This is a genomic window from Pseudomonas sp. 6D_7.1_Bac1 (genome assembly GCF_025465945.1).
Taxonomy (GTDB): Bacteria; Pseudomonadota; Gammaproteobacteria; order Pseudomonadales; family Pseudomonadaceae; genus Aquipseudomonas.
Genome location: NZ_JANLNW010000078.1, coordinates 68877 through 82773, shown reverse-complemented (window position 1 = coordinate 82773; position 13897 = coordinate 68877). Strand labels below are relative to the sequence as shown.

Annotated in this window: 10 protein-coding genes; all 10 read right to left on the bottom strand. The window is 60.6% G+C overall.

Annotation, left to right across the window (positions count from 1 at the left end):
- Positions 1-37: 37 nt before the first annotated feature.
- Positions 38-775 carry a cephalosporin hydroxylase family protein gene (locus NTD87_RS23895; RefSeq protein ID WP_262116659.1) on the bottom strand — a complete coding sequence of 246 codons (738 nt, stop codon included), beginning with the start codon at positions 773-775 and terminating at the stop codon, positions 38-40.
- 19 nt (positions 776-794) lie between these two features.
- Positions 795-1868: a class I SAM-dependent methyltransferase gene (locus NTD87_RS23890; protein ID WP_262116658.1), complete on the bottom strand. Its 1074-nt coding sequence runs from the start codon at positions 1866-1868 to the stop codon at positions 795-797.
- Complete coding sequence (locus tag NTD87_RS23885; RefSeq protein WP_262116657.1) at positions 1858-2715, bottom strand: NAD-dependent epimerase/dehydratase family protein; 858 nt, start codon at positions 2713-2715, stop codon at positions 1858-1860. Before NTD87_RS23885 ends, NTD87_RS23890 begins: the two co-directional genes overlap by 11 nt.
- A gap of 5 nt (positions 2716-2720) precedes the next feature.
- The gene (locus NTD87_RS23880; RefSeq protein ID WP_262116656.1) at positions 2721-3947 is read right to left on the bottom strand and encodes a class I SAM-dependent methyltransferase; all 1227 of its coding nucleotides are present in this window, start codon (positions 3945-3947) and stop codon (positions 2721-2723) included.
- On the bottom strand, positions 3944-4504 hold the full coding sequence (locus tag NTD87_RS23875; RefSeq protein WP_262116655.1) for a dTDP-4-dehydrorhamnose 3,5-epimerase family protein: 561 nt from the start codon (positions 4502-4504) through the stop codon (positions 3944-3946). Before NTD87_RS23875 ends, NTD87_RS23880 begins: the two co-directional genes overlap by 4 nt.
- Complete coding sequence (gene rfbG, locus NTD87_RS23870; RefSeq protein WP_262116654.1) at positions 4501-5583, bottom strand: CDP-glucose 4,6-dehydratase; 1083 nt, start codon at positions 5581-5583, stop codon at positions 4501-4503. The genes NTD87_RS23875 and rfbG overlap by 4 nt, the downstream gene beginning before the upstream one ends.
- Positions 5565-6338 carry a glucose-1-phosphate cytidylyltransferase gene (rfbF, locus tag NTD87_RS23865; RefSeq protein ID WP_262116653.1) on the bottom strand — a complete coding sequence of 258 codons (774 nt, stop codon included), beginning with the start codon at positions 6336-6338 and terminating at the stop codon, positions 5565-5567. The genes rfbG and rfbF overlap by 19 nt, the downstream gene beginning before the upstream one ends.
- Before the next feature lie 213 nt (positions 6339-6551).
- Complete coding sequence (locus tag NTD87_RS23860; RefSeq protein WP_262116652.1) at positions 6552-10148, bottom strand: glycosyltransferase; 3597 nt, start codon at positions 10146-10148, stop codon at positions 6552-6554.
- A 115-nt stretch (positions 10149-10263) separates the two neighbouring features.
- Positions 10264-11829: a flagellar hook-associated protein 3 gene (locus NTD87_RS23855; RefSeq protein ID WP_262116651.1), complete on the bottom strand. Its 1566-nt coding sequence runs from the start codon at positions 11827-11829 to the stop codon at positions 10264-10266.
- Positions 11830-11842: 13 nt separating this feature from the next.
- Complete coding sequence (gene flgK, locus NTD87_RS23850; RefSeq protein WP_262116650.1) at positions 11843-13897, bottom strand: flagellar hook-associated protein FlgK; 2055 nt, start codon at positions 13895-13897, stop codon at positions 11843-11845.

The following is a 13897-nucleotide window of genomic DNA, read 5'->3' as shown; positions in this document are numbered from 1 at the left end:
GCGTATCGCCCGATGAACTCAACAATGATGTCGTTGCTTAACGAACCCGACGCAGGTAGCCGTCCGGCGCCACGCTGATCAGTAGTTTATTGTCCATCTGCACATCGATTTCGAAATCGCGATTCTCTTCCAGGTAGGTCCAGACCGCGGTTTTCGGGTTGTCGCCCGGGCCCCATGGACGGTCCGGGAAGAACTCCGGCGGCATGTCTTCGACCACGGTGTCCATGACCACGCAGTAGCTGTCGACCGAGACCAGCGGAGCGTAGAGGCGCAACTCTTCAAGCACGTGGTCGTGAGTGTGGTTGGAGTCCAGCACCAGAATGACTTTCTTGCCTTCGGCAGCGGCACGCACTTGCGCAGCGATGGCCGGATCGATACTCGAACCTTCGATCATCGAGATGCGCTTGCTCATCGGATGACTTTCGATGGCTTCGCGGTTGTGCGGGCGGATATCCAGGTCGATGCCCAGCACTTCACCGTGGCCCTGCAACTCCAGCAGGGAGGCGTAGTAGATGATCGAACCGCCATGAGCGATGCCGCACTCGATCACCAGGTCCGGCTTGACCTGCCAGATGATCTCTTGCATCGCCATCATGTCCTGCGGCAGCTGAATGATCGGGCGGCCCATCCAGGAGAAGTGATAGCTGTATTTGTGCAGAGCCGATTCGTTGAAGAAGTCGCGGGCCAGGCCCTTGAGTTTTTCATCCTGGCCCTGAGCGTGGATCTGCTCCTGGCACTCGGCTTCGAATGCTTGAATTACGGTCTTGTCGGTCATGTTCAAGTCTCAGTAAAAGTCATTGGAACGAAGCGCTGTCGACCGCGTGGTAGACATATCGCCCACCGGTCATGCGCTTGATTTCTTCGAGGTAGTTGGAATTCATCACAAACAGATTGGCGCCTTCGGGCAGGGCATCCATCGCCTCTTGCGGCGATGACACCCGCACGCCACTGAGGGGCAAGTAACGTCCCTGCTTGGCCGGGTTGATATCCACCACCTGATCCACCGCGACACCGGCACGTTGCAGGAACAGCGAATAAATCACGCCTTTGGAGGACGCCCCCCAGATGCCCGAACCGTGTTCGGGAGCGCTCTGGATGATCTGCACCGCCCGCTCGAGGCTGGCGGTGAAGTTCGCCGGCAGGGTCATCCGTTCAATCGTCTGGGTCGGGGTCGTTTGCAAGCTCGACAGGTCCGCGACGATGTACAGGTACTGGCCGCCGAACAAGTGCCCGGCCTCGTGTACGGTGCCGAACAGTCGACGCAGGTCATCGAGCCGGAAGTAGTTCACGTGCTCGTAAAACACATCGAACCAGGCGCTGCGCTCGACGATCCAGTCAAAGCACGGCACTTCGATGTAGATCTGCCCGCCGCCCTGATTGGCCTCGGCGATCTGCGCCAGAAACGCCACCGGATCGGCGATGTGCTCCAGCACATGACGCAACACCACCGCATCGGCCGCCAGGCCCAGGCCACGGGTGAACGGGGCCTTGATCACGTCGGCATTGCTACCCTCGTAAGCCGGGTCGATACCGGTAATGGCATAGCCGTGGTCGCGCAACTGCTCAAGGAAATAGCCCTTGCCGCAGCCGACCTCGATCAGGTCCTGGCCCTCGAAATGCCGGGCAATGACGGCCTCGACATCGCTCAGGTGCTTCTTGAACTCGGCCGAGTGGGCCTGCTCATTCTGGTAGTCGCTGTCATAGCTGAGTTTGTCGGCATCGAAGGCCTGATTGAAGATCAGTCCGCTGACATCATCCTGCACCAGCACGATATCGGCGCTGGCCGACGCCCTGGCTGACGCAGCATCGGCAAACGTCCGGTTCTGCAACACCGGCAGGCCGGTGGCCCGATATAGCTCACGCACCATGCTCAGCTCCCGTTAGCTGTTGCAACCGTTCGGCCACACCCCAGAACGCCATCGGCTCATGGGTGGCATAACCGTAGTGGCCAAGATTCAAGGCAATCGACGCATTGCGCTCACGCAGCCGCTGCTCCACCAACGCTCTTACCGATATCGGCCGACCGCTGGAACAATTGATCACCCCGTCAAACCCGCGATGCTGCAACACCTTCGCCAGATAACCGGCGGCCGTTTCAATCGGCAGGTAATCGCGCAACTGTTCACCGGTGGACATATTGAACTGCGCCTCGCCGCTTTCGATCGCCCGATCAAGGCTGGCCAGCAGGCTGCTGGGGTTCTGCCCGGCACCGTAGAGGTAAAACAGACGAGCCCATTGCAGGGTGAAGGGACGTTCACGCTGCAAGGCTTCAAGGAACAGGCGCAAGGTGTTCTTCGCCAGCCCGTAAGGGTTGCTCGGCTGGGGCGCCGTCGCCTCGCTCAGCGGGCCGCTCTGCATTCCGTATTCGAAGCAAGTGCCGGTGACCAGCACCTGCGAGACCCCGGCCTCGACCACGTCTTTGATGAATCGGTAATCGGCCATCAGGTTGTGTTCGAAATGAAACAGCGCTTGATAGTTGGGTAACCCGGGCCATGCCAGATGGGCAAGCGCGTCGACCCCGTCGGTCAGCGCAGTGATATCCAGATCGGCGCCATGAATATCCGCCGCCACGAACTCCACCGCATTGATCCACGGCATGCGTTGGGCGGCCTCGGCATTACGCGCCACCGCCCGCACCTGGCAGCCATTGGCCAACAGTGCCGACACCAGATGACGCCCGACAAAACCGCTGGCGCCGGTAACCAGGACCTTCATGCCGGTCACAGCAGCGTCAACTCAGGCACGGCGATCACGAAGCGCCCGCCCCACTCCCGCACTTGGGCCTGTTGCTGGCTGACTTCCTGCAACAGGTTCCACGGCAGGACCAGCACGTAGTCGGGTCGCTCGATGGCCAACTGCTCGGGTGAAACCACCGGAATACGGCTGCCCGGCAAGAACTTGCCTTGCTTGTGCGGGCTGGCATCCGCCACCCACGCCAGCAGGTCTGGCTTGACCCCGGCATAGTTGAGCAAGGTGTTGCCTTTGGCGGCGGCGCCATAACCCACCACGCGCTTGCCTTCGGCTTTGGCCTGCAACAGGAAACGCAACAGCTCGTGCTTGATACGCTCGGCGGCCGGGGCCAGGGTCGCGTAGTAGGCAGGGGTTTTCACACCGGCCGCCTGCTCGACCTGCAAGTGCTGTTGCACCGCAGGCGTCACTTCACGGCGCACACCATCGACACGCTGCACGAACACCCGCAGCGAACCGCCATGGGTCGGCAACGGGCTGACATCGAAAACTTCCAGGCCATTGCGTTCGCACAAACGCTGTACGGCAGTCAGCGACAGATAGGAATAGTGTTCGTGGTAAAGGGTGTCGAACTGCTGCCCGGCCATCAGCGTCAGCAGCTGCGGAAACTCGAACGTCGCCACGCCCGTGGGCTTGAGCAGCGTCGCGAAACCGCTAAGGAAATCATTGATGTCCGGCACATGGGCCAGCACATTGTTGGCCGCCATCAGGTCTGCGCCCCAGCCTTCGCTCAGCAACTGCAAAGCGCTGTCACGACCGAAGAACAGCTCACGTATTTCCAGGCCTTTTTCCCGCGCAGCCTGCGCCGTACTGCGGGTGGGCTCGACGCCCAGGCAACGGATACCGCGCTGGGCGACGTACTGCAGCAAGTAACCATCGTTGGCGGCAATTTCCACGACGCGGCTGTCGGCATTTAATCCGAAACGCTCGACCATCTGGGCCACATACCGATCGGCATGGGCCAGCCAGGTGCTGGAAAAGGAACTGAAGTACGCATAGTCCGCATCGAACAGGCTGTCAGCGCTGGTGTAGTCCTCGGTCTGCACCAGCCAACAGTCCTGGCAGACCGCCACTTTCAACGGGACCCACTGCTCGGCGTGCTCCAGCTGCTCGGCCCGCAGGTAGGCATTGGAGGGCGGTGACGTGCCCAGATCGATCAACGGCAACGCCAACGGGGTGCCGCAACCTCGGCAGTTCATAGACGCACTCCAGGGAAATGGTCATCCAGCCAGGGATGGGCGGCATCCCGGCTCGACAGATTTTTGACAGGCTCAGGCCAGGCAATCGCCAGGCGCGGATCGAGCACCGACAGACCGCCCTCGTGATCCGGGGCGTAATCGGCGCTGTGCAGATACAGAAGCTCGGCATCGTCGCTCAAGGTCTGAAAGCCATGGGCGAAACCTGCAGGAATCAACAGGCTGCGACCATCACCGGCGCGCAGGTGCTCGGCGTGCCACTGCAAAAACGTCGCCGAGTCGGGCCGCAGATCGACCGCGACATCCCAGACTTCTCCGCGCAGGCAGGTGATCAGTTTGGCTTCCGGTGCCTGGGCATTCTGATAATGCAAACCACGCACGCTGCCACGCTCACGGGTGCAGGACTGGTTGATCTGACGAATCTGGAACGGCTCGCCGAAAGCGCTCAGGCTGCCCTCGCAGAACAGCCGGGCGAAGTGCCCGCGCTGATCTTCATGACGTTTGTGCTGAACACTGAACAAGCCCTGAAGTGGCAAGGCGCTGATCCGGAATTCGCTCACCGCAGCCCCCGATACAGGTTCAGCTGGTTCAGGGTGATGGCACGCATGTCGTCGCCATTTTCCCAGGCCAGGTGCCAATCCAGAGTGTGCGTCAGGCAGTCTTGCAACGACCAGCGTGTTTGCCATGCCAGCAACTGACGGGCGCGACTGCTGTCCAGGCGCAGCAGGCCGGCCTCGTGCAACTCACTCGGTTCGACGCGCAATCCTCGCGCATGTGGCCAGCGTCTGGAGAGCAGTTCCACCACTTCACCGACGCTGCACATGTCGCCTTCACTCGGCCCGAAGTTCCATGCACCGGCAAATTGCGGGCCGTGCTCATAAAGGCCCGCCGCCAGTTGCAGGTAACCGGCCAGGGGTTCCAGTGCGTGTTGCCAGGGGCGTACGGCCTGTGGGTAACGCAGGGTCACCGGCTCATTCGCCGACCACGCCTTGAGCACATCGGGAATCAACCGTTCCGGGGCGAAATCACCGCCACCGAGCACATTCCCGGCACGCGCCGTGGCCAGTGCCAGACCGTGCTCGGCATGCCGTTCGGCAGGGAAAAACGAAGCGGCGTAAGACTGCGCCAACAATTCGCAACAGGCCTTGCTGCTGCTGTAAGGGTCATGACCGCCCAGGGCTTCGTTCTCGCGATAGGGCCACAGCCATTCCTGATTGGCGTAGACCTTGTCGGTGGTCACCAGCACGCACGCGCGTACCCCGCCGACCTGGCGAATCGCTTCCAACAGGTTGAGCGTGCCCATGACGTTGCTCGAGTAAGTCCCGAGCGGGTCACGGTAGCCTTCGCGCACCAGCGGCTGCGCCGCCAGGTGCAGGACGATTTCTGGCTGAACTTCAGCGATCAGTTCCAGCAACGCACCCAGGTCACGCAAGTCACCGCGCTGGTCATTGATGCCTTCAGCAACGCGCGCCAGTTCAAACAGACTCGGTTCGGTGGACGGGTCCAGGGCAAAACCTGTGACCTCAGCCCCCAGGCTTTGCAGCCACAGCGTCAACCAACTGCCTTTGAAACCGGTGTGACCGGTGACCAGTACCCGCTTGCCGCGCCAGAATTGCGGACTCAGTCCCACTGCTTCCATGGGGCCTCCCCGCTCTGCCACAGGTGCTCCAGATGGTTCTTGTCGCGCAGGGTGTCCATCGGGTGCCAGAAGCCATCGTGCTGGAACGCGTTCAGTTGCCCTTCGGCAGCCAGGGTCATCAACGGCTCGGATTCCCAGACCGTGTCATCAGCCGTGATCAGCGACAGCACTTTGGGTGACAAGACAAAGAAGCCACCGTTGATCCAGCCACCGTCGCCGCGAGGTTTTTCGATGAAGCCGCGCACCAGATCACCGTCGCGCTCTAGCGCGCCGTAACGTCCGGGTGGCTGCACCGCAGTGACCGTGGCCAATTTGCCGCTGCTCAAGTGGAAATCCACCAGTGCGCCAATATTGAGGTCCGAAACACCGTCGCCATAGGTAAAGCAGAACGCGTCCTGGTCTTCCAGATAGCGGCTGGCGCGACGCAAACGGCCACCGGTCATGGTCTCTTCGCCGGTATCGATCAAGGTGACACGCCAAGGCTCGCTGTAGTTCTGGTGAACGTCCATGCGGTTGTTGGACATGTCGAAAGTGACATCAGAGGTATGCAGGAAGTAGTTGGCGAAAAAGTCCTTGATCGCGTAGCCCTTGTAGCCCAGGCAAATCACGAAGTCGTGAATTCCGTGTGCGGAATACTGCTTCATGATGTGCCAGAGAATTGGCTTGCCGCCGATCTCGATCATCGGCTTGGGCTTGAGGTGCGACTCTTCGCTGATTCGCGTGCCCAGACCACCCGCCAGAATAACTGCCTTCATCTTGTCCCCTCTTGTTCGTCACAGGGCCAGCCCAAGCCCTACAAGGCTTTGCGACCGTCTGGATAAATCGTATGAGGCTGCACCCATCACCTTCTGGCTGCACCGCACATGCTCGATTTATGGCGATTTTGAGGGGGACTTGCAGGAAACGCGCCAGCTCGAACGGCGGCGCTGTGCAGCCGCGACCCTCAGGCAGCGGCTGCACGGTGGGGATCAATCGGCCAGCCAGCCATTTTCCCAGTACCGCACGTTATCTCCACGCAGCATGTAGTCGCGCAGCACCGCCTCGCGCAGTTCATCGCCCATGCGGTAGCTGGCATCCGGGTCCGCGAGGTGCATACGGATGGCTTGTAACCACTCATCGGTGCTGTTGCTGACAACCCGAGTGCACGGCAGATAACCCCGATAGGCCTCGGTATCGGTACACACCACCGGGTAGCCGCAAGCACCGTACTCCAGCAGACGCAGATTGCTCTTGCAGTCGTTGAAGATATGAAACTCCAGCGGTGCCAGCGCCAGGTCCAGGTTCAGACTGGCCAGCTTCGCCGGATAGACACTGAGGTCGATCACGCCGTGGAATTCATGCATGTAAGGGCGCAACTCTTCGGGACACATACCGAAGAACACCCAATCCACCTCGTTGGCCAGTTCGCGAACGACGTCGGCAATGATCGCCAGGTCGCCCGAGTGACTGGTACCGCCACCCCAGCCAACCCGTGGCTTTTTCGAGGTACGACGCTGACTGCGCAGACCATCCCAAAGATGAGTGGCGAGCATGTTCGGCACGACCCGAATGTCGTGATGCATGGACGACAACGCATCGGCCAGTGGCTGGGTCGACACCACCACCCGATCGCACAGGCCGATGCCGCGGCGGACCAGACGCTCCATCTCGACGTTGTCCGGCATATTGCGAATGTGCGCGTTCTTCTTCGGCGCCTTGATGACATAGTCATCCAGCTCGAAAATCAGTCGGGCATTGGTGTAGGGCTTGAAGCCAGCGATCTCGTTGATCGGCCCTTCGCTGTAGCGACCCTGTAAAATGATGACGTCCGGTGACTCGCGCTCGATCTCGATGATCGACGGCAGGTCGTAGTAAATCCGCCCGGTCGCCCGACCGGCCTTCTCCAGCTCGATCAGCGGCTGAATCGCCCGATAGTGACCGACCGCCGAGGAATTGACCGGCAACGCCATGACCTTCGGTAACTGGCGCACGGAAAACGGGCTCCAGCCTGTGCGCAGGCCTGGCTCCAGACTGTAACTGGAGCCACCCAGCGTGTTCAGCATCAGGTTGGGGTTGTACGCCGGGTCGCGAGCAATGATGGGCAGCCAGCGCTGGTAGAAGGTTGCCTGCTCCTGAGTGCGAAGCGCCAGCTCGGCGTTGTCCGGTACGGCCGCAGGCTGTGTCCCGAGGGCCAGTTGGGCGTACGGCGTCCACACCACCAGATAGCCGTTTTGACGGACCCGCAAACACAGGTCCACCTCATTGAGGGTCAAGGCAAAATCCTGCGCTTGAAGCCCACCAACGCTCTCAAATACCGCCTTGCGCACCATCAGGCAATCAGCACCGACAGCGCTCAAGTCCTGAACCACCTGCAAGCGGTGCATGTAGCCGGCCGCGTTCAGCGAGTCAGCGAAAAACGGTGAACCGGCCGGCCCTTGCAGCCCGAGAATCAGGCCGGCATGCAACACGCAACCGTCGGGATTGAACAGTTTGGCCCCGACAATACCGACCTCTGGACGCTGCGCATGGTTGAGCAACTCACCCAGCCAGTCCGCACGGGTGACGACCACATACGGGTCGAGCATCAACAGGTATTCACCGCGAGCTTGCTGCGCTGCGAAGTTGCGCGTCGCCGCGACATTTCCCTGCTGCGGATACGCCAGCACCCGCAACCGGTCACTGCCCAACTGCGCCATGGCGCTCAGCCATTCAAGCGTTTGCGCAGACTCACTGCCGTTGTCCACCAGCAGCAACTCGTACTCACCGTAAGCGGTTTTCTCCAACAGGCTTTCGACACACCGCTGCAGCACCGCCAACTGGTCCTTGCAGACAATGATGATCGACACCAGCGGCCGATCCGTGTGCTGGTAATCGACGCGATTGAGCAAGGTAAAACTACCCTGGCGAATCTCATGGGCAACGCCCAATCGCTGAAGATGCGCCTCCAGCACCTGCGGGTTGAGCTCAATGACTTCAGGCAGTGCCAACCACTGCGCCAGACCAAGCGTCGACTCCAGCATCACCTCGGCAATATGTTCGACGACCTTGATGCCGTCGTTCTCGACCATGCGCCACAGCACATCGTGAGGCGCCAGTTCGCCGTAACTTGAGTTGAAGCCACCCAGCGCCAGGAAGCGCTCACGCTCAAATGCCAGGGATCGCCCGACATAGGGATAACTGCGCATCAGGTCCAGGTTGAAATCTGGCTTGAAGACCGGGTCTGCCGACTCACCGTCGCGCAATCCGCCTTCGTCGCCATACACACACAATGCACTCGGTGACGCACTGATGCGCTCGGCCAACAGCAACAGCGCCGGCTCTACCAGACGGTCGCCAGCACGCAGCACGTAGAACCAGTCAACCCCGTCGAGTTGCGCCAGCACTGCGTTGAGCTGCGCGCACCAGTCTTCCTGCAACGGCAGGTTGAACACCCGCTCATCGAGTTGCGCCTCGGTGCAGGCACTGGACAACACCAGGGTCAGCTCCGGCGCATAAAGCTGACCGGCAAGGCTTTTAAGGGTGAGTTCCAGACCGGCACGGCTGGACTGATCATCGATGATGATCGGGACGATTTTCGGTTGCCGCGGCCAACCCGCCATGGTCTCCGGCAACAGACGTCGCTGAGTCTCACTGAGCGTGCGGCACGCCAGCCATTGGGTGTACAGCTGGGAAAAACTCTCGCTGGCGATGCCGATCCGATAGGCCTGGTTGGCCTGGCGAGTGCCCAGGGTTCGACTCAGGGGCAACTCGTCCCAGACGCGCGGCGCCTCATCGGCCCGGCTCAACGGCAGGTAACGAACCCAGCCCCCCGCAGGCGCCCCCTCGCCCCCTCGCCCCTTGAGCATTTGCACCAGCCAGTGTTTTTCCAGCTCCACCGCATCTTTCATCGGTTGCTGGCGAATCAAACGCTCCGGGTACAAGCGCTCGACACTCAGCACATAGTTGAGCTGCGCCATGTTGCCCCGGCGCATCAGGCAGATGTACAAGGCCAGATCGAGTGACGCCACAAAGCAATGGCCCGGCTGAGTCAAGGCCGGCATCAGCTCCTGCACATCCTTGCGGCGGAACAGCGCACTGCTGAAACCACCGAGGAAGTTGACCGGGAAGGTTTCGAAAATCGCCAGCAGGTCATCACCCTTGAAAATCCCGCAAACCGGCGAAAGCGTGCTGTTCTCCAGGCGTGACGGCAACGGGTGATCGTCAGCATCCCAGAACACCCGCTGGGCCAGCACCAGATTGATGTCCCCCTGCTCGCTCAAGACCTGCGCCTGGCGCTCGATACACGCAGGAGACAGCTGATCGTCATCGCAGAGAAACTTGATGTACTCGCCTTTGGCCTCGCCCAGACAGGCCAACAGATTGCCGACAAACCCCAGTGTCTGCGGGTTTCGTACATACCGTACTCGCTCTGCTGCGTCGCCCGTCAGCGACTCGACAACCTGCTTGATCTCATCGCCGCGACTGTCGTCGCACACAATGATCTCTAGATTGGCGTATTGCTGGATCAGGGCACTGCGCAGGGCCCGGGCGAAGAAGCGTGGATTGAAGGCGGGAATGACAAGGCTGACTAACGAGGCTGGATTCACGGCGGGGGCTCTCAAGCGGCGGACGCTCACCCGGTCGGGTGAGCCCCTGAAACCGCTGAAAAAAGGCGATTGGTATTCGGCGGTTTACGGCCGGGCGCTTGCGCGCCTGGATCCCTTAGATCTTGTTGAACAGACCCAGCTGACTGATTTTGCTGAACGCCAGCTGCGCGGCTTGCAACATGGTTTGCTGCAACGTCAGACGGGTCATGACCGCCGCCGGGTCAGAGTCGCGGATAGCCGACTGGCTGGCCGTGTTGGCAAGACTCAGGCTTTGGTTGGTTGTCGTCTGATCATCCAGGGCCTGGCCACGCACGCCCACGGAAGTAATTGCCGACCCCAACTGCGCCTGCGCAGTGTCCAGGTTGCCAATGGCCGACGCGACGGCCGCCTGCATTTTTTGCAAGGCCACAGGGTTGTTATCTGCCGGGGTAGTCAACGCCGTGCGCAACTGACTCAGGGTGTCCAGAACGTTCTGGGTCTGGTGGTCATTGGGCTGGATAACAAACTGGTCGCCAGCTGCCGGAGTACCGCCGAGTGTGAAAGTGACCCCTGCGGCTGTCGCCGTAGAGCCGGCCATGGTGCCCGAGGAGACCGGTTTGCTGCTCGCCGTGATCGGCGATGCATACAGATCGTAAGCGGTGGCGCTGGTGAACTTGAGGATCGCCCCGCCTGTCGGGAAGGTGCTGTTATAGGCGGTCGAGCTGGTCTGGGTGGCGCCGGAGATCACCGCCGTGGACGGGTTGCCCGGGCTGCGTGAAGCGTTGATGGTGTCCGGCTTGACCGACAACTGGAAGCTATGACCGGCAATCACTGCGTCCGGAATATCGCCAGACTTCAGATTGAGGTTCAGCGTCATGTCCACACCGCGGAAACTGACCGTCTGGTTAGACGCGTCTTTATTGCTGATTACACCGTTCTGGCTGGCCTCGGCGGTGACATCGGTACCCAGCGCATCGGTGATCTTCAGCTGCGTGCTACTGACAAAACTCACGGTGTAAGGCTGACCTGCGGTGAACTTGGAGTCGAACGTTCCGCTATTGCTGATCTGACCGTTGGACAGCGTCACCCGACCGTCGTCTACCGCTGGTGCGGTCATGGTGGTCTGAGAGCGAGTGGTATTGGCCGCCTTCTGAAAGGCATCCCAACCGGTGATGTTGCTGGCAACCGACATGGAGTCACCGATGGCCAGGTTCTGCTCGGTCTGGTCACCGTTGTAGCTGTAGGTGCCATCGGAGTTTGCCGTGTACGGAGGCGTGCTGGTTTTGGAGCCGCCGAACAGGTAGTTGCCGTTGGCGTCCTGACTGTTCATGAGGCCCAGCACCTGGCTCTGGATCTGCCCCAACTCCTGGGCCGCGGCCCCACGATCAGCATCGGTTTGCGTGCCGTTGCTGGCAGCCAACGTCAGCTCCTTGGCCCGTTGCAAGGCAGTACCAATGGCGCTCAAGGCGGTTTCGGACTGGCTGTACGACCCTTTGAGGTTGCTGATGTTGCCAGCGTACTGATCCAGCATCGAACTCTGTTGCCCGAGCTGAAGCAAACGCGCAGCACCAATCGGATCATCAGCGGCCGTGTTGACCTTGGTCAGACTGCTCGCTTCGGCGCTGGTCTGCAGTGCGTTGCTGTAGTTACGCTGATAGTTGGCAGCGGTCGTTTCGTAATACTGGGCGGTAGAAATGCGCATGAATTACGACTCCTTAAAGACTGTTGATCAGCGTGCTGAAGGTTTCCTGCGCAGCCTTGATGATCTGCGATGAGGCGGTGTAGTACTGCTGGTATTTCACCAGATTGCCGGTTTCCTCATCGAGGTTGACCCCCGACAGGGCATCGCGAGCACTCTTGGCGCCGGTCAGAATCACGGTGGCGGCATCGCTGTCGGACTTGGCCTGGGCAGCCTGGGCACCGACATTGGAAATCAGTTTGCCGTAGGCATCCGAGATGCTCACGCCCTTGCTCGTCGAGCCGGTTTCCACGGTTTGCTTGGTCTGCAAGCCGACCAGTGCGGTACCGTTGCGGTTGTCCGAAGAGTTGGCGCCGGTCAACGAAATGCTGAAGCTCTCACCCGCCGCAGGCGAGCCATTGACAGTGGTTTGAACCGAGAACGTCTTCTGTACCCCCGCGCCGTCCAGGATCGGGGCACCTGTGCCATCGACCATGTTCACTTGCAGGTTCAGGGTATTGCTTTGACCGGGAACGATGGTGCCCGTGCCCATGCTGACGCCCTTGGCATCGTAAAGCTTATAACCCTGAGTCCCGGCACCCGCCGGGTCGAACACCACTTTGACCGGTGTCGAATACTGAAGCCCGGTTTGCATGTCGGCATTGGCCGCCGGGTTGTAGATGTCCAGGGTGCTGGTCAACGTTGGCTGGCTGTAGGTGCCTTTGTTGTTGGCACTGGCGACACCGCTCAGAGGTGCAGCCGCGGCGAGCGTTTTCGGATCGGTGATCACGGTCTGGATATCACTGGCACCGCTACGGGTTGGCGTCACCTTGAAGGTGTCGCCGGCGCTCATCGCACCGCCGCCATTGAGCGCCATGCTGAAGCCGTCGATCACCGGAGCCGGTGTCGTGGTGGTGCTGAAGGCACCCATGGCGGTGCCATCGGAGCGCGTGACGCTGTAGTTCGTGGCGCTGCTGAAGGTCACCTGATAATCGTTGGTGGTCAGCTTGCCCGTGTCGTTGATGGTGACGTTGAGGTTACCGGAACCGGCGCTGTTACCTGCCTGGGCAATGCTGCGCTGACCGATCAGCGTGGCACTGTTGATGTTGCTGTAGATCGGTGAACCGAAGTTGCCGTTCTTGTCGATGCCCTGGGCTTGCTGCTGGTTCATCTGATCGGCAACAACCAGTGCAACCCGTCCCAGCTCGTTGATTGCCGGGTTGAGCACTTCGCTGCGATAGCTCAGCAAGCCACCAATCTGCCCCGTCGTCGTCACCGAGGTGATATCGATGACGCTCGAACCGCGGTTCAGTTGAAGCGCCGACTGGCTCGGATCACTCTTGCCCGGTACGGTTTCCAGGGTGTTGGTGGTACTGCCCATCACCAACGGCTGGCCGCTTCCGATGTAGACATCGTAGTTGGTTCCGCGCTCGACAACCTGAGCACCGACCAGGTCGGAGAGCTGACGGACCGCCTCGTTGCGCTTGTCGAGCAGGTCGCTCGGCCCACTGCTGTTGCTGGTGTTGCTGCCCGACACTTGAGTGATTTGCTGGTTGTACTGGGCGATCGAGCTCGCCAGTTTATTCACCTGCGAAGCCATGTCCGACAGGTTGGAGTTGATGCCGGTGTTCTGGTCGGTCAACTGCTTGGAAATCGAGTTGAAGCGATCGCTCAGGGCCTTGGCATTGGTCATCGCCGATTGGCGGGACGGATCATCGGTAGGCGAGGTCGCGACACTTTGCAGGGAAGTGAAGAACTTCTGCAGCGCGCCACTGAGGCCGGTGTTGCTGTCGGACAGCAGCGTGTCGACCGGCGTGACTTTCCCCAGGAAGGACGATGCCTGGCCGTTAAGCGAGGTGGTGGTCTGCAATTGGGTGTCGAGGTAGGCGCTGTACACCCGACGCACGTCCGCCAGGGTCGTGCCAGTGCCGATGAATACGTTGTTGCCGTACTGAATCGAGGAATTGCTGCTCTGCACGGTTTGTTGGCGCGAATAGCCGGCCGTGTCAACGTTGGCAATGTTGTTGCCGGTCACCGCCAAAGACGATGAGGCCGCATTCAACCCCGACATCCCGATATTGAGCAAACTCAT

Bases quoted from the DNA above. Each gene is read 5' to 3' on its own strand.
- rfbG (WP_262116654.1), bottom strand. From the start codon at position 5,583: ATGGAAGCAGTGGGACTGAGTCCGCAATTCTGGCGCGGCAAGCGGGTA.
- rfbF (WP_262116653.1), bottom strand. From the start codon at position 6,338: ATGAAGGCAGTTATTCTGGCGGGTGGTCTGGGCACGCGAATCAGCGAA.
- NTD87_RS23880 (WP_262116656.1), bottom strand. From the start codon at position 3,947: ATGAACTGCCGAGGTTGCGGCACCCCGTTGGCGTTGCCGTTGATCGAT.
- NTD87_RS23885 (WP_262116657.1), bottom strand. From the start codon at position 2,715: ATGAAGGTCCTGGTTACCGGCGCCAGCGGTTTTGTCGGGCGTCATCTG.
- NTD87_RS23895 (WP_262116659.1), bottom strand. From the start codon at position 775: ATGACCGACAAGACCGTAATTCAAGCATTCGAAGCCGAGTGCCAGGAG.
- NTD87_RS23890 (WP_262116658.1), bottom strand. From the start codon at position 1,868: ATGGTGCGTGAGCTATATCGGGCCACCGGCCTGCCGGTGTTGCAGAAC.
- flgK (WP_262116650.1), bottom strand. From the start codon at position 13,897: ATGAGTTTGCTCAATATCGGGATGTCGGGGTTGAATGCGGCCTCATCG.
- NTD87_RS23855 (WP_262116651.1), bottom strand. From the start codon at position 11,829: ATGCGCATTTCTACCGCCCAGTATTACGAAACGACCGCTGCCAACTAT.